The 20,464-nt window shown below is 66.4% G+C and carries 20 protein-coding genes; 11 read left to right on the plus strand and 9 right to left on the minus strand.

What is annotated here, in order from left to right; all coding sequences use genetic code 11:
• Positions 1-22: 22 nt before the first annotated feature.
• The 5 genes from Q0Q48_RS19805 to Q0Q48_RS19825 are packed head-to-tail and all read right to left on the minus strand — an operon-like array spanning position 23 to position 4,609.
• Entirely contained in the window at positions 23-739 is a 717-nt protein-coding gene (locus Q0Q48_RS19805) for an ABC transporter ATP-binding protein (protein ID WP_295141370.1), read from the minus strand.
• The gene (locus Q0Q48_RS19810; protein WP_295141373.1) at positions 736-1,467 is read right to left on the minus strand and encodes an ABC transporter ATP-binding protein; all 732 of its coding nucleotides are present in this window, start codon (positions 1,465-1,467) and stop codon (positions 736-738) included. The genes Q0Q48_RS19805 and Q0Q48_RS19810 overlap by 4 nt, the downstream gene beginning before the upstream one ends.
• Entirely contained in the window at positions 1,464-2,462 is a 999-nt protein-coding gene (locus Q0Q48_RS19815) for a branched-chain amino acid ABC transporter permease (RefSeq protein ID WP_295141376.1), read from the minus strand. The genes Q0Q48_RS19810 and Q0Q48_RS19815 overlap by 4 nt, the downstream gene beginning before the upstream one ends.
• Positions 2,459-3,340, minus strand: coding sequence for a branched-chain amino acid ABC transporter permease (locus Q0Q48_RS19820; protein ID WP_295141379.1), 882 nt, complete (start codon positions 3,338-3,340; stop codon positions 2,459-2,461). The genes Q0Q48_RS19815 and Q0Q48_RS19820 overlap by 4 nt, the downstream gene beginning before the upstream one ends.
• Before the next feature lie 15 nt (positions 3,341-3,355).
• On the minus strand, positions 3,356-4,609 hold the full coding sequence (locus Q0Q48_RS19825) for an ABC transporter substrate-binding protein (RefSeq protein ID WP_295141381.1): 1,254 nt from the start codon (positions 4,607-4,609) through the stop codon (positions 3,356-3,358).
• Positions 4,610-4,682: 73 nt separating this feature from the next.
• On the opposite strand from Q0Q48_RS19825, the gene uraD reads away from it, so the two are divergent.
• From uraD to Q0Q48_RS19850, 5 genes are all read left to right on the plus strand, one after another.
• Positions 4,683-5,564, plus strand: a complete 882-nt coding sequence (uraD, locus tag Q0Q48_RS19830; protein WP_295141384.1) for a 2-oxo-4-hydroxy-4-carboxy-5-ureidoimidazoline decarboxylase — start codon at positions 4,683-4,685, stop codon at positions 5,562-5,564.
• 19 nt (positions 5,565-5,583) lie between these two features.
• Positions 5,584-7,023, plus strand: coding sequence for an NAD-dependent succinate-semialdehyde dehydrogenase (locus tag Q0Q48_RS19835; RefSeq protein WP_295141388.1), 1,440 nt, complete (start codon positions 5,584-5,586; stop codon positions 7,021-7,023).
• Positions 7,024-7,178: 155 nt separating this feature from the next.
• Entirely contained in the window at positions 7,179-8,153 is a 975-nt protein-coding gene (locus Q0Q48_RS19840; RefSeq protein ID WP_295141391.1) for a tripartite tricarboxylate transporter substrate binding protein, read from the plus strand.
• 46 nt (positions 8,154-8,199) lie between these two features.
• Positions 8,200-9,180, plus strand: a complete 981-nt coding sequence (locus tag Q0Q48_RS19845) for a tripartite tricarboxylate transporter substrate binding protein (RefSeq protein WP_295141394.1) — start codon at positions 8,200-8,202, stop codon at positions 9,178-9,180.
• Between the two features lie 4 nt (positions 9,181-9,184).
• Positions 9,185-10,171 (plus strand): tripartite tricarboxylate transporter substrate binding protein, encoded by a 987-nt coding sequence (locus tag Q0Q48_RS19850; RefSeq protein WP_295141397.1) that lies wholly within the window; start codon positions 9,185-9,187, stop codon positions 10,169-10,171.
• Between the two features lie 3 nt (positions 10,172-10,174).
• Here the strand turns inward: Q0Q48_RS19850 and Q0Q48_RS19855 are convergent, their stop codons facing one another.
• Positions 10,175-10,921: an SDR family oxidoreductase gene (locus tag Q0Q48_RS19855; RefSeq protein WP_295141400.1), complete on the minus strand. Its 747-nt coding sequence runs from the start codon at positions 10,919-10,921 to the stop codon at positions 10,175-10,177.
• Positions 10,922-10,959: 38 nt separating this feature from the next.
• On the opposite strand from Q0Q48_RS19855, the gene Q0Q48_RS19860 reads away from it, so the two are divergent.
• Complete coding sequence (locus Q0Q48_RS19860) at positions 10,960-11,742, plus strand: alpha/beta hydrolase (RefSeq protein WP_295141402.1); 783 nt, start codon at positions 10,960-10,962, stop codon at positions 11,740-11,742.
• A gap of 175 nt (positions 11,743-11,917) precedes the next feature.
• On the opposite strand, the gene Q0Q48_RS19865 is transcribed toward Q0Q48_RS19860, so the two are convergent.
• Together Q0Q48_RS19865 and Q0Q48_RS19870 are read right to left on the minus strand one after the other, a co-directional pair.
• On the minus strand, positions 11,918-13,114 hold the full coding sequence (locus Q0Q48_RS19865; protein ID WP_295141405.1) for a CaiB/BaiF CoA-transferase family protein: 1,197 nt from the start codon (positions 13,112-13,114) through the stop codon (positions 11,918-11,920).
• 18 nt (positions 13,115-13,132) lie between these two features.
• Positions 13,133-13,921 (minus strand): enoyl-CoA hydratase, encoded by a 789-nt coding sequence (locus Q0Q48_RS19870; RefSeq protein WP_295141408.1) that lies wholly within the window; start codon positions 13,919-13,921, stop codon positions 13,133-13,135.
• Positions 13,922-14,002: 81 nt separating this feature from the next.
• On the opposite strand from Q0Q48_RS19870, the gene Q0Q48_RS19875 reads away from it, so the two are divergent.
• The 5 genes from Q0Q48_RS19875 to Q0Q48_RS19895 all read left to right on the plus strand — a co-directional run bounded on the left by Q0Q48_RS19875 (position 14,003) and on the right by Q0Q48_RS19895 (position 19,437).
• Positions 14,003-15,070, plus strand: a complete 1,068-nt coding sequence (locus Q0Q48_RS19875) for an ABC transporter ATP-binding protein (RefSeq protein WP_295141411.1) — start codon at positions 14,003-14,005, stop codon at positions 15,068-15,070.
• A 3-nt stretch (positions 15,071-15,073) separates the two neighbouring features.
• Positions 15,074-16,135: an extracellular solute-binding protein gene (locus Q0Q48_RS19880; protein ID WP_295141415.1), complete on the plus strand. Its 1,062-nt coding sequence runs from the start codon at positions 15,074-15,076 to the stop codon at positions 16,133-16,135.
• Positions 16,136-16,137: 2 nt separating this feature from the next.
• Positions 16,138-17,190, plus strand: coding sequence for an extracellular solute-binding protein (locus Q0Q48_RS19885; RefSeq protein WP_295141418.1), 1,053 nt, complete (start codon positions 16,138-16,140; stop codon positions 17,188-17,190).
• A complete protein-coding gene (locus Q0Q48_RS19890) occupies positions 17,187-18,866 on the plus strand; it encodes an iron ABC transporter permease (protein WP_295141422.1) in 1,680 nt (559 codons plus the stop codon). Before Q0Q48_RS19885 ends, Q0Q48_RS19890 begins: the two co-directional genes overlap by 4 nt.
• A gap of 118 nt (positions 18,867-18,984) precedes the next feature.
• Positions 18,985-19,437, plus strand: a complete 453-nt coding sequence (locus tag Q0Q48_RS19895) for an SH3 domain-containing protein (protein WP_295141426.1) — start codon at positions 18,985-18,987, stop codon at positions 19,435-19,437.
• 17 nt (positions 19,438-19,454) lie between these two features.
• Here the strand turns inward: Q0Q48_RS19895 and Q0Q48_RS19900 are convergent, their stop codons facing one another.
• Positions 19,455-20,423, minus strand: coding sequence for an ABC transporter substrate-binding protein (locus Q0Q48_RS19900; protein ID WP_295141429.1), 969 nt, complete (start codon positions 20,421-20,423; stop codon positions 19,455-19,457).
• Between the last annotated feature and the right edge of the window lie 41 nt (positions 20,424-20,464).

Raw genomic sequence — 20,464 nt, forward strand, 5'->3', positions numbered from 1 at the left:
GGCCGTGGCTTGCGTCAACGCCTCAGAGACCGAGATAGGCCTGCCGGACCCGGTCGTTGGTGAGCAGGTCGGCGCCCGCGCCCTCGAGTTCGATGCGGCCGTTCTCCAGCACGTAGCCGCGATCGGCGATGCGCAACGACGCCATCACGTTCTGCTCGACCAGGAGGATGGTCAGGCCCTCCTCGTTCAGCCGGCGCACGATGCGGAACACTTCCTGCACGATGGTGGGCGCGAGACCGAGCGAGGGCTCGTCGAACATGATGAGGCGCGGCTGTCCCATCAGGCAGCGGCCGATCGCCACCATCTGCTGTTCGCCGCCGGATAGCGTCCCGGCCGCCTGGTGCCGCCGCTCGGCGAGGCGCGGGAACATCGCGAAGACGCGCTCGAGGGTCTGCTTCTCGAGCGCCCGGGCGCGCTTGGGCGTCGCGCCCATCTCGAGGTTTTCCAGTACCGAGAGATTGGGGAAGACCTGCCGGCCTTCCGCGACATGGCCGACGCCCGTCTCGCAGACGCGATAGGTGGGCCAGCCCGTTATGTCGGTGCCGTCGAAGCGGACATGGCCGCGGGCCGGCTTCTCGATGCCGTGGATCGAGCGGATCAGCGAACTCTTGCCCGCCCCGTTGGCGCCGACGATGGCCACGATCTCGCCCTCGGCGATTTCGAGCGACACGCCGGCCAGCGCCTGGGCGTCGCCATAGAAGAGGTCGAGGTTCTCGACCTTCAGAAGGGGCGCGCTCATGCCGGCTCCGCCTCGCCGAGATAGACGTCGAGCACGGCCTGGTGGCGGGAGATCTCGGCCGGCGTGCCCTCGGCGATCTTCTCGCCGTAGCTCACCACGACGATGTTGGAGGCCAGCGCCATGACCGCGCGCATCACGTGCTCGATCAGCAGGATGGTGAGGCCGCTCCGCTGGTTCAGCTCCTGCAGGAACGTCACCATGACGTCGATCTCGGTGGGCCTCAGCCCCGCCATCACCTCGTCGAGCAGCAGCAGCTTCGGTTCGGTGGCGAGCGCGCGCGCGACCTCGAGGCGCTTGCGATCGGGCAAGGTGAGGCTCTCGGCCGCCTGGTGCCGGCGATCGTGCAGGCCGAGCTGCATCAGGATGTCGGCGGCATAGGCGCGGGCGTCGGGAAGCGCCGGCCGGCGGTGCAGGGCGCCCACCGTGACGTTCTCCAGCACGCTCAGTCCCTTGAACGGCTTCACGATCTGGAAGGTGCGGCCAACGCCTGCGTCGCAGACGAGGTCGGGCCGCAGGCCGGAGATCTGCCGCCCGTCGAGACGCACGCTACCGCCGTCGGGCCGGTATACGCCGGCGATCATGTTGAAGATCGTGGTCTTGCCGGCGCCGTTGGGTCCGATGAGCGCGTTGATGGCGCCGGCCGGGACATCGAAGGAGACGTCGTGGACGGCGCGGAGGCCGCGGAAGTTCTTGCCGATCGCATCGAGTTCGAGCCGCGCGCCGCTCATCGCCGCTTCTCCCCGAAGCCCAGGCGGTCGGCGATCCACGGCCAGACGCCGGCCGGGCGGTACATCACGATCACCAGCAGGGCGAGACCGTAGAAGATCTGCTTCAGGCCGGAGATGTGGAAGACCTCGCTGAGGTCGGTGAAGATCTCGCCGAGGCCGGTCAGCACCACGGCGCCGACGATCGGCCCGAACAGCGTCCCCAGCCCGCCGATGATCGGCGCCAGGGTGAATTCGATGGAACGGCCCATGGCGAAGGCCGTCTCGGGGAAGAGGTTGTTGTAGTAAAAGGCGTTCCAGACGCCGGCCAGCGCCGTCAGGGCGGCCGAGATCATGATCGCGAACATCTTGCAACGCAGGACCGGCACGCCCACGGCCTGGGCGGCTTCCGGGTCTTCGCGGATGGCCAGCCAATAACGGCCGAGCCGGCTTTCCAGGAGGAGACGGCAGAGCACGAAGGTGCCGGCCGCCAGCGCCAGGATCACGTAGTAGAAGAGCAGCGGCCCGCCGCGCAGGTTCAGGATGTCGGAGGTGGCGTCGACCTTGAGGAAGAGGCCGCCCGAACCGCCGGCCCAGCCCCAGTGATCGAAGGCGATGCGCGTGAATTCGCTGAAGGCGATGGTGAGCAGCGCAAAATAGACGCCGGCCAGCGAGAAGCGGAAGCCGAGATAACCGACGATCGATCCGGCGGCGACGGCCGCCGCGACTGCGACGAAGACGCCGGCCCAGGGGCCGATCCCGTAATGGAAGAACAGACCGGCGGCGATGTAGCCGCCGACGCCGGCATAGAGCGCGTGGCCGAGCGAAAGCTGGCCGGCGAAGCCCATCATGATGTTCCAGGCCTGGCCGACGAAGGCGAAGTAGAGGACCAGGATCAGGACGGAGAGGCCGTACTTCCCGAGCAGCGCCGGCGCCACGAGCAGGAGCACCAGCAGCAGGCCGAGGCCCCACAGCGAGCGGGCGGGCACGCCCCCGGTCAGTCGCGCGAGCAAGCTCATGGACCGCTCTTGCCGAACAGGCCCTGCGGCCGCAGCAGCAGCACCAGGATGAGGATGCCGAAGCTCACCATGCTCTTCAGCGACGGCTGCAGCAGGAGCCCGGCCACCGCCTCGCTGACCCCGATCAGCAGGCCGCCGGCCAGCGCGCCGGTCATGCTGCCGAGACCGCCCACGATCACGATCACGAAGGCGAGCAGCGTGTATTCGGCGGCGAGGAAGGGCGTCACCGGAATGATGGTGATCATCAGTGCGCCGGCGGCACCGACACAGGCCGCGCCCACGCCGAAGGTGAAGGCGTAGAGCCGGCGGACGTCGAGGCCGACGACGAGGGCGCCGAGATTGTTGTCGGCGGCGGCGCGGATCGACTTGCCGGTGCGGGTGCGGGTGAAGAAGAGCCAGAGCAGGCCCGCGATCACCACCGCCATCATTGCCGCGTGAACGCGCACCGCATCGAACACGAAGGGGCCGAGTTCATAGGATTCGAACTGCGAGTCCATCTGCACGCCGCGCGCGTCAGGACCGGCGATGACCAGCGAGACATTGACCAGCAGGATGGCGATGGCCAGCAGCAGCAGGAATTGCTGATGCTCGGGCCGGCCGATGAACGGCGAGATTACCGCGCGCTGAAGCGCGTAGCCCGCGCCGAAGAAGATCAGCGCGATCACCGGCAGGCTCAGCATCGGCGAGACCTGCAGGTATTCGAAGCCCATCCAGGCGAGATACATGCCGACGACCATGATCTCGCCGTGCGCGAAGTTGACCACGCGCATCACGCCGAAGATCACCGACAGGCCGAGCGCCATCAGCCCGTAGACCATGCCGGTCAACAGGCCCTTGGTGATCGCCTGGGCCAGCGAAAGGAGGAAGTCGGCTGTCAACGCGCTAGTCGGCCATCAGGTGCGGCGCTTGTCGTTCCACGGCGGCATCGGGAAGACGAGCGGCGCGGCGGCCGATTCGAGCGGCAGCACGACGGTGGGCTTGCGCTTGAGGTTCTCGACCGCGGTGGCCTTGATGTTGACGTTCTGGCCCTTGGAGTCGAACTGGATCGGGCCGCCGACCATCACATGCTGGTCGATCTTGATCTTGCGCAGCGCCTCCATGAGGTCGCCGGGCTTGGTCGACTTGGCGGCGAGCCAGGCCTGGGCCGCGATCAGGATGCCCTCGAAGGTGAAGCCGCCGTTGAGGTCGAGCTGGTCGTTCGGGAACTTCGCGGCATGGCGCTTCTCGAGCGCCTGGGTCATCGCCGACTTCGGGTCGAGCCACGGTACGTTCGAGATCATGTACTCGCCGTACTTGCCCATGGTCTTGAGGAAGTCCTGTTCATAGAGGCCGGGCGCGCCCGGGTTCAGGACCCCCATCGGTTCCCAGCGCTGCTTCACCATCTCCTGCACCAGCAGCTTAGCGTCGTTCAGGCGGCTGACCGGAAGCAGCAGCTCGGCCTTGGTGGCCTTGGCCTTGGCGACCTCGACCGAGAGGTCCTTGGCGGCAGCGTCGTAGCTGATCGTGTCGACCAGCTCGTAGGGCATGTCGAGCTTGGGGAACAGCGCCTTGATGCCGTTGATCATCGAGGTGCCGAACGTGTCGTTCACGCTCATCAGCACGGCGGTCTTCGGCGTCTTGCCCGAGACCTTGAAGATCTCCTTGTGCAGGGCCAGCGCGCCGGTGATCAGCATCGGCGCCGTCGGGAAGTTGCGCACGACGAACTTGTAGCCCTGCTCGGTGATCTGCGGCGCCGCCGCGATGTTCACGACCAGCGGCACGCCGCGCTGCTCGCAGACCTGGGCGATGGCGATGGTCTGGCCGGAATCGAAGGCGCCGACCAGGATGTGGCAGCCCGCGTCGATCGCCTTCTCGGCCTGGGTGCGGGCGACGTCCGGCTTGGTTTCCGTGTCGTAGTTCACGATCTCGAGCTTCACCGGCATCTTCAGGTCGGCGAACACGTCGTTGGCCACGTCGGCGCCGCGCTTGCAGGCTTGGCCGATCTGCGCCTGCAGCCCGGACGTCGGCAGTAGCAGGCCGACCTTGAGGTTGGCCGGCGCACCCTGCGCAAACGCGTCACGCAGCGGCAGCGGCGCGCCCAGGAGGGCGGCGCCGGCGAGTGCGGACTGCCCGAGGCGTCGACGGGTGAAGGTCTTGCGGCCGGTCATTGCGGCTCCTCCCATGGGTTTTTGCTGGCCGGGACTATAGAGGCGGACTTCTGCGCATGCTAGGTCGGCCGGCATGATCCATAGCCTCGACGACCTCAACAGCGCGACCGCAGGCGATTTCGTGGCCGCCGTCGGCGACACGTTCGAACTGGCGCCGTGGGTCGCCGAAGCCGCGTGTTCCAAAAGGCCCTTCGCGACGGTCACCGCGCTGCACGACGCGATGATGGGCGTGGTGCGCGCGGCGCCGCGCGAACGTCAGCTCGCCTTCGTCTGCGGCCATCCCGACCTCGCGGGCAAGGCGGCGCGGGCGGGGGCGGTAACCGAAGACTCCCGGCACGAACAGGCGAGCGTCGGTCTCGACACGCTGTCCGAGGAGGAGTTCGCCCGCTTCCATCGCCTCAACGACGCCTACAAGGCGAAGTTCGGCTTTCCCTTCATCGTCTGCGTGCGCCGGCACACGCGCGATTCGGTCCTGGCCCAGTTCGAGCGCCGGCTGCGCCATGACGCCGCCACGGAATTCGCGACCGCCCTGCAGGAAATCTCCTTCATCACGCGACTGCGGTTGGCGGCCAAGGTGACGGGGGAGGGGATGCCGCGGGTCAACGGGCGCCTGAGCACCCATGTCCTCGACACCCATGCGGGGCGGCCGGCGGTCGGGATCGCCGTCGAGCTCTACGAGTTCGCCGGTGATCGCGCGCATCGCATCGCAACCGCCACGACCAATGCCGATGGTCGCACCGACGCGCCGCTGATCGGCGGCAAGCCGCTGCCGATCGGCCGCTATGAACTGCGCTTTGCCGTGGGTGACCATTTCCGCAGCAGGGGCATCGAGCAGGGCGATCCGCCTTTTCTCGACATCGTGCCTTTACGGTTTTCCATTGCCGAGCCGGAGGGGCATTATCACGTCCCGCTGCTCTGCACGCCGTGGAGCTATTCGACCTATCGCGGAAGTTAGAGACAACGGAGGAGAACCAATGACGAGCTACAGCGACGTATCCCTGATGATCGACGGCGCCTGGACCAAGGGCGCCAACGGCCGGACGATCCCGGTGATCAATCCGGCGACGGAAGAAGTCATCGGCCAGGTGGCCCATGCCGAGAAGGCCGACCTCGACCGCGCACTCGAGGCCGCCGAGAAGGGCTTCCAGCAGTGGCGCAAGGTCTCGCCGTTCGACCGCTACAAGATCATGCGCAAGGCCGCCGAGCTGATGCGCCAGCGCGCCGACGAGATCGCGACGATCATGACGATGGAGCAGGGCAAGCCGGTGATCGAGGCCAAGGGCGAGACCCTGCTGGCCGGCGACATCATCGACTGGATGGCCGAGGAAGGCCGCCGCACCTACGGCCGCATCGTCCCGGCACGCTTCGAGAACGTCTATCAGCTCGTGACCAAGGAGCCGGTGGGTCCGGTCGCTGCCTTCACGCCGTGGAACTTCCCGATCAACCAGGTGGTGCGCAAGGCCTCGGCGGCGCTGGCCACGGGCTGCTCGATCATCATCAAGGGACCGGAAGACACGCCCGGCTCCTGCGCCCAGCTCATCAAGGCCTTCGTCGATGCCGGCGTGCCGGCGGGCGTCATCCAGCTCGTCTATGGCGTGCCGTCGGAGATCAGCGAGTATCTGATCCCGCATCCGATCATCAAGAAGATCACGTTCACCGGCTCGACCCCGGTCGGCAAGCAGCTCGCGGCCCTGGCCGGCGCGCACATGAAGCGTGTCACCATGGAACTGGGCGGCCATTCGCCGGCCATCGTGTTCGAGGATGCCGACGTCGACCAGGCGGTGAACATCCTGGGCGCCAACAAGTTCCGCAATGCCGGACAGGTCTGCGTCGCGCCGACCCGCTTCCTGGTGCACGAGAAGGTCTATCCGGAGTTCGTCGAGAAGTTCACGGCCTACGCCAGGAACCTGAAGGTCGGCAACGGCCTCGACAAGGACACCCGCATGGGCCCGCTCGTCGCCGAGCGCCGCCTGCACGCAATCGACGGCTTCGTGAGCGATGCCATCGGCAAGGGCGCCAAGGTGCAGACCGGCGGCCAGCGCAAGGGCAACAAGGGCTACTTCTACGAGCCGACCGTTCTCACCGACGTGCCCCTCGATGCCCGCATCATGAACGAGGAGCCGTTCGGACCGCTGGCGCCGATCTCGTCGTTCAAGGATTTCGACGGCGTGATGAAGGAAGCCAACCGCCTGCCGTGGGGATTGGCGGCCTACGCCTACACCACGAACAGCAAGACCATGACCAAGGTCGGCGCCGCCTTCGAAAGCGGCATGGTGTCGATCAACCACCATGGCCTGGCGCTGCCCGAAGTTCCGTTCGGCGGCATGAAGGACTCGGGCTATGGCTCGGAGGGCGGCGTCGAGGCGCTCGAGGCCTACCTGAACACCAAGTTCATCAGCCAGCTCGGCATGTAAAATCACCGCACCGCGCGGCAATTGGCCCTCCTCCGTTTCGTCGGAGGAGGGCTTTTTCGTGGATGCGGCCGCTCTCCGAAACGGCGGGCCAACACGGGCTCGCCTTTTGAACGCGCCGATCTATACGGGTCGCGTATCGATCGAGGAGCGTTAGAATGAAGCGTAGAAATGTCCTGGCTGCCCTGGGTGGCCTTCCGGCCGCCGCCGCGCTGGGTAGCGGTGCGCGGGCGCAGGAAGCCTATCCCGCCCGCCTCGTGAAGATCCTCGTGCCGTTCGGTCCGGGCGGTTCCACCGACATCATTTCGCGCCTGATCGGCAAGCAGCTCGAGACGGTGACGGGCAAGCCGTTCGTCATCGAGAACAAGCCCGGTGCCACCGGCATGATCGGCACGACGCAGGTCAAGAATGCGCCGGCCGACGGCTATACGATCCTGCTGGGCTCGACCAGCACGCTGGCCGCCAACTTTAGCCTCTACAAGACGATGACTTACGAGCCGTCCGATTTCACAACGGTCGCCGTGAACGGCACGATCGGCAACTTCATGCTGGTGAAGCAGGACGCACCGTACAAGACCGTGAAGGAATTCGTCGAATACGCCAAGAAGCAGCCGAAGCCGCTCTTCTCGGGCTACGGCAACGCCTCCTCGCGCGTTCCGGCCGCCCTGTTCGAGGTGACGACCGGCGTGAAGTTCGAGGAGGTCGCCTATCGCGACGCCGTCGCCTCGATCCAGGATCTCAACGCCGGCCGCGTCGACTGCGTGTTCCCCGACCAGGTGGTGGGCGAGAGCTACGTTCGCTCGGGTTACGTCCGCGCGCTGGCCGTGACCTCGAAGGAGCGTTCTGCGCTCTTCCCGGATGTCCCGGCCGTCGCCGAGACCTATCCGGAGTATGTGATCATCTCCTATTCGTGCTTCTCGGTGCGCCGGGAGACCCCGAATGACATCAAGAAGAAACTGAACCGCCTGATCATGGACGCGATCTATGAGCCGGCGGTGCTGGAGAGGGTGAAGCAGCTCGGCTTCCTGCCGCCGCCGAAGGACTGGACGATCGAGCAGTGCGACGCCTTCGTGGCCAAGGAGCGCGAGGATTGGACGAAGTACATCAAGCTCGCGAAGATCGAGGCGCAATAGCGCGCGGTATTGCGCCGCCGCGGATGGCGGCTAAGCTCCCGCCCGAATGAGCGGAATTGCACGGCGAACCCTGCTGGGGGGATTGATGGCGACGGGTGCCGGAGCGGTTGCTCCGGTGCTTGCCAGTGACTGGCCGACGCGCACGGTCTCCTGGATCGTGCCGTTCCCGGCCGGCGGCGGCTCCGACATGTTTGCCCGCCCGGTCGCGGCGCGGGTCGCCGAGGCGATTGGCGAATCGGTGGTCATCGACAATCGCAGCGGCGCCGGCGGCACCGTCGGCACCGCCGTCGCCGCCCGGGCCGTACCGGACGGCTACACGATGCTGGTGGGCGACACCGGCCTCGTCTATGCGCCGACCATCTATCCGCGCGCCGGCTTCGACTTCCTGCGCGACTTCGCGCCCATCGCCGCCTTTGGTCGCGTGCCTTACGCGCTGGTGATCAATCCGGCAAAGATCGGCGCCGCGAACCTCGAAGCCTTCATCGAGATGGCCAGGAAGGCACCGGGCAGCATCGACATCGGTTCGGCGGGCCTTGGCACCGTGACGCATCTCGCCATCGGCCTCTTCGAAGGACGTGCGGGGATCAAGTTGACCCATGTTCCTTATCGGGGCGGCGCCCCGATGCTGCAGGACCTGCTGGCCGGCCAGATCGGCGCCGCCTTCGTGCTGGTGACGGCCGTGGCGGGCTATGTCCGATCGGGCAAGCTGAAGGCGCTGGCCGTGATCAACCGGCGCCGTGATGCGCAGCTGCCCGACGTTCCGACGGCGCACGAGGCAGGGCTGCCCGACTTCCGGATGACCACCTGGTTCGGCTTGTTCGCGCCGATCCGCACACCCGACGCCGTGCTCGACCGCACGCACGCCGCCGTGCAGCGGGCGCTGGGTTCGGATGAGGTGAAGCGGCTCTGGGCCGAGCACGGGGCGAAGGTCGAGCTCGAAAGCCGGGCCGACTTCGCAGACTTCATCGGCCGCGAGGTCGAGCGGTGGAGCCGCATCGCCAAGGCCGCCAACGTCCAGATGGAGTGAGCCCATGACGATCTTGCGGTCCCTTTCTCGCCGGGCCGCCTTGGGCGGCTTGCTGGCCGCGGGCGCGGCGGGATCCGCTACGGCACAGCAATGGCGTCCGCCGCGGCCCATGAACTGGATCGTGCCGTTCCCGCCCGGCGGCTCGAACGACACGTTCGCCCGGCCCGTCGCGGCCCCTGTCAGCAAGAGTCTGGGCCAACCCGTGGTGGTCGAGAACCGCAGCGGAGCCGGCGGCACCCTGGGCGGTATGGTCGTGGCGCGGGCGCGGCCCGATGGCTGCACCTTGCTTGTTGCCAACAGCGCCCAGTCCTTCGCGACCGTCGTCTATCCTGACTCGGGCTTCGACCTGCTGCGCGACTTCGCTCCCGTCAGCAACATCGCCAAGGTTCCCGTCGGACTGGTGGTCAATCCGGCCAAGCTCGACGTCAAGGATCTCGCGGCCTTCCTCGCCGCGGCACGCCAGGCGCCGGACACGATAAACATCGGCTCCTCCGGCCTCGGCACGATGCCGCATCTCGCGATCGAACTGCTGCAGCGGCGCACCGGCATCAGGTTGATGCACGTGCCCTATCGTGGCGGCGGTCCTGCGCTGCAGGATTTGCTGGCCGGCCAGCTCGACGCCACCTTCCAGCCGCTCAGCACCGTGGCTTCCTACGTCCAGTCCGGCAAACTGCGCGCGCTCGCCGTCGCGACCGCGAAGCGCGAGAGCGTGCTGCCCGACGTGCCGACCTTCGCCGAGGCGGGCGTGAAGGATTTCGAGGTCAGCACCTGGTACGGCCTGTTTGCGCCCATGAAGACGCCCGCTGTTGCGCTTGACGCGTTGCACGCCGCCGTCCAGGCGGCGCTGGCCGAGCCGGACATCAAGCTCGTCTGGCAGGAGCAGGGCGCCAGCATCGACCTCGAAAGCCGTCAGGCTTTCGGCGACTTCGTGAAGGCCGAGGTCGAGCGCTGGAGCGCCATCGCCCGAACCACCGGCCTGCCGATGGAGTAGGCGTCAGGTCTGGCCGCCGCCATTCACCTGGATCATCTGGCAGTTGACATAGGCGCCGCCGTCGGAGACCAGCAGGCCGAGCACCGAGCCGATCTCGGCGGGCGTGCCCATGCGGCCGAGCGGAACCTTGGCCATCGTCTCGAGACGATGGTGGTTGGACTCGGCGTCGTCCTCGACATCGGCCGAGATCGGGCCGGGCGAGATGGCGTTCACGGTGATGCCCTTCGGTCCGAACTCCTTGCCCAGCGCCTTCGTGAGACCCCAGACGCCGTGCTTGGCGACGGATACCGGCGCGCGGCCGGCATAGCCGTGCATCGCATTCATGCCGGTGAAGTTGACGATGCGGCCCCAGCCCTTCTTCACCATGCCGGGCAGGCAGGCCTGCGACAGCCATACCGCGGCATCGAGGTCGACCGAGATGACGCGGCGCCAGTCGGCCTCGCTCATATCGAGGAAGGGCTTGGCCGGTCGCAGGGCCGCATTGTTCACCAGCACGTCGACCGAGCCGAACCTGGCGATCGCCTCCCGGGCCATGCGGCGGCATTCCTCGGAGCTGCCGACATCGGCCATGACGACCAGCGCTTCGACACCGAGCGCTGCCGCTTCCTTCGCCACCGACTCACAGGCTTTCCGGTCGGAGGAGCCGTTGATCACGACATCGTAGCCCATGCGGGCGAGCTCCAGCACACAGGCCCGGCCGATGTTTCGGCCTGCGCCGGTCACCAAAGCTGTTCTCCGCGTCGTGGCCATCTTCTATATCTCCCACTTCATTTGTTCAGAGGGCGTGAATGGAGCTGAAGACAATCCTGCTCGGACAGCGCCCGGCGCGAGTCTGGACCGGCGGCACGGGCGAGGCAATCGTGCTGCTGCATGGCGGCTGGGCGGGGGCGGAAGCCTACTGGTCGACCGTAACCGACGATCTCGAACGCACGCATTTCGTCGTGGCGCCAGAACTGCCGCTTGTGCACTCGCGCGAGGGCCTGCCGAGCTTCGGTGCCTGTGCCGCCTGGCTGGCCGAGCTGCTCACCGCACTGGGTATCGAACGGGCAACCTTGGTCGGCAACTCGCTGGGCGCGACCGTCGCCTGGTGCTTTGCCGGCCAGTATCCCGAACGTTCCGCGGGTCTCGTGCTGGTGAACGGCTACCGGCCGCCGGTTTACTCGAAGATGCTGCGCTGGCTTGCGGGCAGGACGCCGATCCGCGCCCTCGCGCGCGGCAACCTGCAGCGCCTGCATTACGGTCCCGAAGTCCTGCCGCTCGCCTTCCACGACCGCGCGAAGATCCCGGCCGAGGTCGCCCGGACGCTGGAGAATTTCACCGCCGCCGACGCCGACCGTGTCCTCGACTTCCTTCTGTCAGGCGAGGAAGCCGTCCCGCCGCCCAAGGGATCGGTGCTGCTGATCTTCGGTGAAGCCGACCGCTCGCCCGTCCTCGACAAGAACGGGGCGCGGAAGATGCGGTTGTCGCTCGAACAGTCGAAGCTGGTGACGATTCCGGATGCCGGCCACCTGCCGCAGGTCGAGCGCCCTGCCGAATTCCTCCGGGCGCTGCGTGGGTACCTGAAGCATTAGTGTCTTTCCGAACAAGCTGGGATCACACCACCAACCTCATGCTGAGGAGGCTGCGGAGCAGCCGTCTCGAAGCATGGGCACGAGCACCGCGTTTGCTGCCCATCCTTCGAGACGCCGTGCAGGCGCGGCTCCTCAGGATGAGGTGGGTGTTTGATCTTCCTGGATCGGAAAGACTCTAGACCGCGCCGCCGGCCTTGAGATCCGCGATCGCCTTTTCATCGTATCCGAGGCCGGCCAGCACCTCGTCGGTATGCTGGCCGAGGTCCGGTGTCGGGTTCAGAGTCTTCGGCTGCGGGTAGTCGGAGAGGTTGATCGGCTGGCCGACCACCTTGATCTCGCCCAGCGCCGGATGGTTGACCGGGCGGGCGATGCCGAGGTGCTGGACCTGCGGTTCGGCGAAGGTCTTGTCGATCGTGTTGATCGGGCCGCAGGGGACGCCCGCCTTGTTCAGCGAGTCGATCCAGTGCGCGCTGGTGTTGGTCTTGGTGACCTCGGCCAGGCGCTCGTTCAGGGCCTTGCGGTTCTGCGAGCGGAGCGCCGGGGTCGCATGCTCGGGATGGTCGATCAGCGCCTGGGCGCCCAGCGCCAGCGCGGCGCGCTTCCACATCTTGTCGCCGGCGGCGGCGATGTTGATGTAGCCGTCGCTGGTGGGGAAGACGCCGGTCGGGATGCTGGTCGGATGGTCGTTGCCGGCCTGCTTCGGCACCTCGCCCTTCATCAGCCAGCGCGAGGCCTGGAAGTCGAGCATGAAGATCTGCGCCTCGATCAGCGAGGTGTGGACCCACTGGCCCTTGCCGGTGCGCTCGCGCGTGTAGAGCGCCAGCATGATCGCCTGGGCGAGCAGGAGACCCGAGGTGAGGTCGGCGATGGGAATGCCGACCCGCATGGGGCCCCGGCCGGGTTCGCCGGTGATCGACATGAGGCCGCCCATGCCTTGCGCGATCTGGTCGACGCCGGGGCGTGCCGCGTCGGGGCCGCTCTGGCCGAAGCCCGCGATCGAGCCGTAGATGATGCGCGGGTTGATCTTCGCCACGGTGTCGTAGTCGACCTTGAGGCGATGCTTCACGTCGGAGCGGTAGTTCTCGACGATGACGTCGGCCTTTTCCGCGAGCTTCATGAAGATCGCGTGCCCCACGGGGCTCTTGAGGTTGAGCGTCATCGACTTCTTGTTGCGGTGCAGGTTCTGGAAATCGAACCCGTGGCGCGCGCCCCCCATCGAATCGTTGTTCTTGCCACCCTCGGACGGGGGCGGCGGCGGTTCGATCTTAATGACATGCGCACCCCAGTCGGCGAGCTGGCGTACGGCGGTCGGGCCGGCACGATGTGCCGTCAGGTCGAGGACGGTGAGATGGGAGAGGGGCAGCGCGGTCATGGCGTTTCCTCCTGTTCCTTAGCGGCCTTTGAAGACCGGCTTGCGCTTCTCCATGAAGGCGCGGCGGCCTTCCTTGAAGTCCTCGCTGTCGAAACAGGCCTCGGCCATCCTGTCGAGCTTCGCGTGGTCCTGCTTCGATTCGGGCTTGGCGATCTCGCGGGCGGCGGCCTTGGCGAGCGCGATGGTGAGCGGCGCGTTCTGCGCGATGGCGCCGGTGATGCCGTCGACCATCGCGTCCAGTTCGGCATCGGCGGCGACGCCGTGCACCAGGCCCATGTCGTAGGCTTCCTTCGAAGAGTACTGCTTGGCGGTGAACAGGAATTCCATGGCGCGCGGCAGGCCGACGATGCGCGAGAAGCGCTCGATGCGCAGGAAGCCGTATCCGAGGCCGAGCTTGGCGGCCGGTACGCCAAAGCGCGCTCCCTCGTTGCAGTAACGCAGGTCGCAGCAGGCCGCGAGGTTCATGCCGCCGCCGATGCAGTAGCCGGTGATCTTGGCAATGGTCGGCTTGGGGAAGTCGTAGAGCGCCTCGTAGCCTTCCTTGGAGATGGCGTCGTAGCGCACCTGCGCTTCGGCGTTGGCGCGTTCGCTTTCGAACTTCGAGATGTCGGCGCCGGACACGAAGGCCTTGCCGCCGCTGCCGCTGACGACGAGGCAGCGGATCTCGGGATCCTGGGCGAAGTCCTTCAGGATGCTGACGAAGCCGTCCCACATGTCGAGCGAAACCGCATTGAGCTTCGCCGGATTGTTGAAGACGACATGGCCCACGGCGCCTTCGCGGCGGCCGATGATTTTCTGTTCCTGCATACCGTCAATCCTTCCAATGAGGTGGCGAATATAGCCTGCGCCGGCCGATTTGAATAAGCTGCCAGCCAACAGGGAGGAATCGTGGCCTCAGTCGAACTGAAGGGCCTTTCCAAGCACTACGGCGCCGCCGTCGCTGTCGACGACGTGTCGCTGCGCGTGGAGCATGGCCAGCTCGTCTGCCTGCTCGGCCCGTCGGGGTGCGGAAAGACCACCACCTTGCGCCTGATCGCCGGTTTCATCGAGCCTTCGGCAGGCGAAATCGAGGTGGGCGGCAAGGTCCTGTCCTCGCCTGTGCGGACGGTGCCGCCCGAGGGCCGCAGGATGTCGATGATCTTCCAGAGCTACGCGCTGTGGCCGCACATGACGGTGGCGGAGAACGTGGCCTACGGGCTCAGGATCCGGAAGCTCGACCGCGCCACGATCGACGCGAAGCTGAAGGCCATCCTCTCGACCGCGCGCCTGGAGGCGTTGGCCGACCGCTATCCCGGCGAACTGTCGGGCGGCCAGCAGCAGAGGGTGTCGCTGGCGCGCGCGCTGGTGGTGGAGCCCGAGACCTTGCTGCTCGACGAGCCGCTGTCCAACCTCGACGCCAACCTGCGCGAGGAGATGCGCTTCGAGATCCGCCGATTACACGACCAGTATCGCTACACGACCGTCTATGTGACCCACGACCAGGCCGAGGCCATGACCACGGCCGATCTGATCGCGGTGATGAACAAGGGCAAGGTGGAACAACTTGGTCCGCCGGAGGAGATCTACGCAAGGCCGCGCTCGGAGTTTGTCGCCCGCTTCATCGGTGGCTCGAACGTGCTCGCAGCCCGGGCAATCGACGACAGCCGTATCTCCGTGGCCGGCGGCGTCCTGCGCACGATAGGGCGCCCACTCGTCGCCAATCGGCCGGTCGCCGTCTCGGTGCGCCAGCACGAGATCGGCATCGCTCTCGAATCGCCGCCGTCGGGCGCGGAGAATCACCTTCACGGCAAGGTCACGCGGCAGGTCTTCCTGGGCTCGACGCGTGACTATACCGTCGCGCTCGACGACGGGACCGAACTGCGTGTGACGGCGCCGCCCGGCCAGAACATTGCGCCGGGTCGATCGGTCTGGCTGCATTTGCCGGCGGAACAATGCCGGGCATTGGCGGAGGAATAACCCATGACGAAAAAACTGACGCGACGCCATGTGCTTGCCGCCTCGACGGCGATGGCCTCGAGTTCGTTCATCACCTCGGTGCGCGCGGCACCACCGGAACCGACCAAGATCTCTCCAGTGCTCATCGACGCGGCGAAGAAGGAGGGCAAGTTCTCCTGGTACACGTCGGTCGACCTGGCGCTCGCCGAGAAGGTCGCCAAGGCGTTCGAGGCCAAGTATCCCGGCATCACCATGAAGGTCGAGCGCTCGGGCGCGGAGCGCAACTTCCAGCGGATCGGCCAGGAGTTCCAGAATAAGATCTATAATTGCGATGTGGTGAACAGCTCCGACGCCGCGCACCTGATCGTGTGGAAGCGCGCCGGAATGCTCGCGCCGTTCGTGCCGGAGGAGGTGGCGCAGTATTTCCCGGCGGCGCACAAGGACCCCGATGGCATGTTCGCCTCGTGGCGCATCACGCTCTGCCCGATCGCCTACAATACGAAGCTTGTGAAGGCCGAGGACGCGCCAAAGTCCTATGCCGACCTGCTCGACCCGAAATGGTTGGGCAAGATCGTCAAGGCCCATCCGGGCTACAGCGGCACCATCATGACGGCGACGCAGCAGCTCAGCCGTGACCTCGGCTGGCCGTGGTTCGAGAAGCTGGCGAAGCAGAAGGTGATGCAGGTCCAGTCGGCGACCGAGCCGCCCAAGAAACTGGCGCAGGGGGAACGCGCGGTTATGGCCGATGGCGGTGAATACGTCGTCGAGGAACTGAAATCGCGCGGCGAACCGGTCGAGATCGTCTATGCGAGCGAAGGCACGCCGCTGATCACCGGGCCCTCCGCGGTCATGGCCAATGCGCCCAATCCCAACGCCGCCCGCCTGTTCCAGGCCTGGTCGATGACGCGGGAGGCGCAGCAGCTCAACATCGACGTCGGCGCGCTGCGCTCGGCGCATCCACAGGCCGTGGACCGCGCCGACATGAAGAAGTTCTCAGACATCAAGACATTGAAGGAAGAGGCGAACGTCGTCGCCGACAAGGCCGACGCGATCAAGGCCCAATACGTCAAATACTTCAAGGTGTAGCCATGCGCCGTCGTCAATTCGTCGCCGCCGCCGCGGCCTCCACCATCCTTGCGCCGCTGGGCGCACGGGTCCTGTCCGCCGCACCGCCGGCGACCGCCATCACGCCCGAGCTGATCGAGGCGGCGAAGAAGGAGGGCAAGGTCACCTATTACACCGCGATGGACCTTTCCGTCGCGGAGCCGATGGCCAAGGCCTTCGAAGCCAAATATCCCGGCATCAAGGTCGCCGTCGAGCGCACCGGCGCGGAGCGGCTGTTCAACCGCATCGGCCAGGAGGTCGGCAGCAACATTCGCCGGGTCGACGTGGCCAACAGCTCCGACGCCGCACACTTCATCGTCTGGAAGCGGCAGGGGTGGCTGGAACCGTTCCTGACGCCCGACATGGCCGAAAACCTGCCGGCGGACCAGCGCGACGCCGACGGCGCCTTCGTCAACCAGCGCACGCATCTGTCGGCCATCGCCTACAACACGAAGCTGGTGAAGCCCGAGGATGTGCCCAAGGGCTTCGTCGACCTGCTCGACCCGAGATACACGGGCAAGCTGGTGAAGGGCCATCCCGGCTATTCCGGTACGATCATGACCGCGACCCAGCAGCTCGCGAAGGCGTTGGGCTGGGAGTATTTCGAGAAGCTCTCGAAACAGAAGGTGTTGCAGGTCCAGTCTGCCACCGAGCCTCCCAAGCGCATCGAGGCCGGCGAGCGCGCTATCGCCGTCGACGGCAGCGACTACCTCTTCTGGATGGCCAGGGAGCGCGGCTCGCCGATCGAGGTCGTTCATGCTGTCGAGGGCACGCCGCAGATCTCCAACCCGATGGCGATCTTCAAGGCCTCGCCCAATCCCAACGCAGCACGGCTGCTGGTCGGCTGGATCATGTCGCCCGAGGGACAGGAATTCATCGTCAACGTGAGCGGCCAGTATCCGGCGAACAAGCTGGTGAAAGCCAAGGCCGGCCGGCCGGCGCTGGCGTCGATCAAGACGCTGCCCGAGGATCCGGTCGCGGTCGAGAAGCAGGCAGACGAGATCAAGTCGCGCTACCAGCGTTATTTCAAGGTATGACGCGCGGCATCGATCTTTCGCGACCGGTCCTCATCGCCGTCGCCGCCCTGCTGGCGGTGATGATCGTGCTGCCGGTCGGCTGGCTGCTGGTCGTCAGCCTGACGGCGAAGGATGGCGGGATCACGTTCGCCAACTTCGGGACCCTGTTCACCGATCCCACCTTCCTCGATCCGCTGATCACGACACTGATCATTTCCTGCTCTGTCAGCGCCATATGCTGCTTCGTCGCGGCGCCGCTCGGCTGGCTGGTGGCGCGCACGGACATGCCGCTGGCGCGTACTATCCGTACGCTGGTCATGGCCTCGCTGGTGACGCCGCCTTTCGTCGGCGCGATCGCGTGGGAGATGCTGGCGGCGCCCAATTCGGGCCTGCTGAACCAGCTCTGGCGGCTGCTGACCGACATGCCGTCCGACGAAGCGCTGTTCGACATCTACAGTCTCGGCGGCCTGATCTTCGTGATCTCCTGCTACACGTTCCCCTACGTCTTCATCCTCGTCGCGAACGCGCTCGACCGCATGCCGGGCGAACTGGAGGACGCGTCGTCCATGCTGGGCGCGAAAACCTGGCAGACCGCGCGGCTGATCACCGTGCCGCTCGCGCTGCCGGTGCTGCTCGCGGGGGCGCTGGTCGCCTTCCTGCAGGCGCTGAACCTGTTCGGCTCGCCCGCCATCCTGGCCATTCCGGCCGGCTTCCACACGCTCACCACGCGCATCTGGAGCCTGTTCCAGTTTCCGCCCAAGCCCGAGCTGGCAGCCGCGGCCTCGGTGCCGCTGCTGGTGCTGACGGTGCTGCTCTTGCGCGCCCAGGCGATGGCGCTCGGCCGGCGCGGCTATGCGGTGCTGGGTGGCAAGTACGGTGCGCCGCGGCCCATCCGCCTGGGCTGGCTGCGCGGGCCGGCTGTCGCGCTGGCGCTGTTCGTGCTGGCCATGCCGCTGTTCCTGCCTTACGCGGCGCTGTTCAACTCGGCCTTCTCGAGGGTCGCCTCGCGCATCGTCGGACCGGAGACGATCACGCTGCACAACGTGAAGTTCACCTTCCTCGAGCTCAGCTCGACGATGCCGGCGCTGAAGAACACCTTCCTGCTGGCCACCGCGTCGGCAACCCTGGGCGCACTGCTGGCGCTGATGATCGCCTACATCGTGGCCCGCAAGGCGGTGCGCGGCTATCGCGTGCTGGGCTTCCTCGCCACCGCGCCGCTGGCCATCCCGGGCATCGTGCTGGGCGTCGGCCTGTTCCTCGCCTATACGCGCCCGCCGCTCGCGCTCTACGGCACCTTGTGGATCCTGCTGATCGCCTTCGTCACGATCGAGCTGCCGGCTGCCTACCAGCAGCTCGGTTCGGCTTTCCATGCCGTGCATCCCGAGCTGGAGGAGGCGGGGCGCATGCTGGGCGCCACGCGTCTCAGGACGCTGGCCGACATCACCGCGCCGTTGCTGCGCTCCGCGGTGATCGCCACCTGGTGCTTCATCTTCGTCGCCACCATCCGCGAGCTCTCCGCCGCCGTGATCCTGTTCACCTCGGAGACCAAGGTCCTCTCGGTGCTGATCTTCGACCTGAAGGAAAGCGGCGACGTCGGCGCCATCGCCGTGCTCAGCCTGACGATGGTCGCGATCACCACCGTCGTCATCGCTGCGGCCAATCGCCTGCATGCGCGGCCGCAGATGCGGCCAGCCTGATCGCGGGTTGCCAATCCGGTGACGAGCGGGCGTAATCGGCCGGAACGGCACGCTCGTGCCGTCGTCGAGGGACAATGCGCCCCTCCCATTCCCTCCAGCCAGAAAGGAAATCCCACGAATGTTCTTTGCGCGCTATTTCCTGATCTTCCTTCTTGCGGGAACGCTGGCGCTGGATTTGCCGCGGGCTTCCGCCCAGCAAATGGTCAGTGTGTCGCGCGAGGAGGTCAACCTGCGCTCTGGTCCGGGCACGACCTATTCGGCGGAATGGGTGCTGGGCAGGGGCTTCCCCCTGAAAGTCGTCGGACGACGCGGCGACTGGCTGCAGGTACGGGACTTCGAGAACGACAACGGCTGGATCCAGCGACACCTGACCGGCAGCACGCCCTATCACATCGTGAAGGTGAAGATTGCCAACATGCGCAGCCAGCCGAACACGAGCAGCCGGATCGTCGGCAAGGTCCTTTACGGCGACCCGGTGAAGACGCTCGAGCGCAAGAGTGGCTGGGTCAAGGTCCAGCGTGACGGAGGGCTGCGAGGCTGGATCTCACGGAAACTGCTCTGGGGCTGGTAGGCACGGCCTTCCGATCCTCAGTCCAGAATCGCGACATCCTCGACCGTGACCGGCTTGGCGAGCAGGCCGAGCGAATCGAGCGTGCTGATCGTCGCTTCCCAGCCGGCGCGGGTCTGCTGGCCGGTGGGCGGACCCGAGAGCTGCTGGGAAACGGTTGCCATGCTGCGGTCGACGTAGCGCGGCGCCAGTCGTGGGAAGATGCGGGAGAAATGCGACGCGGCGTCGGCCGGCCGCTCCCGCACCATGTTGTAGCCTTCCTGCACGGCCTCCTCGACCTTTCTCGCGATCTCGCGCCTGACCGGATCGGCCCAGGCGTCGTCGTTGACGATGAGGTTGAGGCTGTAGGCCTTCACGCCGAAGTCGCTCAGGCGGATCATGGTGATGCGGCGGCCCTCGGCGATCAGCTCGGACGGCGACATCTCGTCATAGTCGATAAGCGCATCGACCTTCTTCTCGACCAGGTCATAGGCATTCCAGCTGACCGTCGTTTCCCTGATCTTGCTGCGGTCGAGCCTGTTGGCGGCAATCAGGGCGCGGAATTCCTCGTTGGTGATGCTGCCCGGTACGAGTCCCAATGTCTTGCCATAGAGATCGCGCGGATGGGCGATGCGGTCCTCGCCTCGCGTGTAGATGACGGTCGGCGTCTTGGCATAATAGACGGCGAGGCTCTTGATCGGCTGTCCCCGCGAGCGGCCGATAGCGGTGGCAATGCCACTCGACGAGCCGATCCAGTATGGCTTTCCCGACCCAATCATCTCCGCCGACGAGATCGCTCCCTGGGTCTCCGAGAAGGTGACCTCGAGCCCGCGGCGCTCGAAGGCTCCCATCTCGCGGGCGAGATAGAAGCCCGCGAAGGTCGGGAGCGCCTTCCAGTCGAGCAGGATATCGACTTTCTGGGCAACATCAGGAACGGTCTGCGCGATTGTCGGCGCCGGAAGTAGCGAAGCGAGAGCACCGGCGAGAACTATGCGGCGGGAAGAGATCATGAAGGTTCCTGGATCAGCCTTGGTCCGTAAGATAGGGGCGG

The organism is uncultured Reyranella sp., assembly GCF_945957355.1.
GTDB lineage: Bacteria > Pseudomonadota > Alphaproteobacteria > Reyranellales > Reyranellaceae > Reyranella.

Bases quoted from the DNA above. Each gene is read 5' to 3' on its own strand.
- Q0Q48_RS19880 (WP_295141415.1), top strand. From the start codon at position 15,074: ATGACGAAAAAACTGACGCGACGCCATGTGCTTGCCGCCTCGACGGCG.
- Q0Q48_RS19805 (WP_295141370.1), bottom strand. From the start codon at position 739: ATGAGCGCGCCCCTTCTGAAGGTCGAGAACCTCGACCTCTTCTATGGC.
- Q0Q48_RS19850 (WP_295141397.1), top strand. From the start codon at position 9,185: ATGACGATCTTGCGGTCCCTTTCTCGCCGGGCCGCCTTGGGCGGCTTG.
- Q0Q48_RS19840 (WP_295141391.1), top strand. From the start codon at position 7,179: ATGAAGCGTAGAAATGTCCTGGCTGCCCTGGGTGGCCTTCCGGCCGCC.
- Q0Q48_RS19825 (WP_295141381.1), bottom strand. From the start codon at position 4,609: ATGACCGGCCGCAAGACCTTCACCCGTCGACGCCTCGGGCAGTCCGCA.
- Q0Q48_RS19900 (WP_295141429.1), bottom strand. From the start codon at position 20,423: ATGATCTCTTCCCGCCGCATAGTTCTCGCCGGTGCTCTCGCTTCGCTA.
- Q0Q48_RS19865 (WP_295141405.1), bottom strand. From the start codon at position 13,114: ATGACCGCGCTGCCCCTCTCCCATCTCACCGTCCTCGACCTGACGGCA.
- Q0Q48_RS19815 (WP_295141376.1), bottom strand. From the start codon at position 2,462: ATGAGCTTGCTCGCGCGACTGACCGGGGGCGTGCCCGCCCGCTCGCTG.
- Q0Q48_RS19810 (WP_295141373.1), bottom strand. From the start codon at position 1,467: ATGAGCGGCGCGCGGCTCGAACTCGATGCGATCGGCAAGAACTTCCGC.
- Q0Q48_RS19885 (WP_295141418.1), top strand. From the start codon at position 16,138: ATGCGCCGTCGTCAATTCGTCGCCGCCGCCGCGGCCTCCACCATCCTT.
- Q0Q48_RS19890 (WP_295141422.1), top strand. From the start codon at position 17,187: ATGACGCGCGGCATCGATCTTTCGCGACCGGTCCTCATCGCCGTCGCC.
- Q0Q48_RS19860 (WP_295141402.1), top strand. From the start codon at position 10,960: ATGGAGCTGAAGACAATCCTGCTCGGACAGCGCCCGGCGCGAGTCTGG.
- Q0Q48_RS19855 (WP_295141400.1), bottom strand. From the start codon at position 10,921: ATGGCCACGACGCGGAGAACAGCTTTGGTGACCGGCGCAGGCCGAAAC.
- Q0Q48_RS19845 (WP_295141394.1), top strand. From the start codon at position 8,200: ATGAGCGGAATTGCACGGCGAACCCTGCTGGGGGGATTGATGGCGACG.
- Q0Q48_RS19895 (WP_295141426.1), top strand. From the start codon at position 18,985: ATGTTCTTTGCGCGCTATTTCCTGATCTTCCTTCTTGCGGGAACGCTG.
- Q0Q48_RS19835 (WP_295141388.1), top strand. From the start codon at position 5,584: ATGACGAGCTACAGCGACGTATCCCTGATGATCGACGGCGCCTGGACC.
- Q0Q48_RS19870 (WP_295141408.1), bottom strand. From the start codon at position 13,921: ATGCAGGAACAGAAAATCATCGGCCGCCGCGAAGGCGCCGTGGGCCAT.
- uraD (WP_295141384.1), top strand. From the start codon at position 4,683: ATGATCCATAGCCTCGACGACCTCAACAGCGCGACCGCAGGCGATTTC.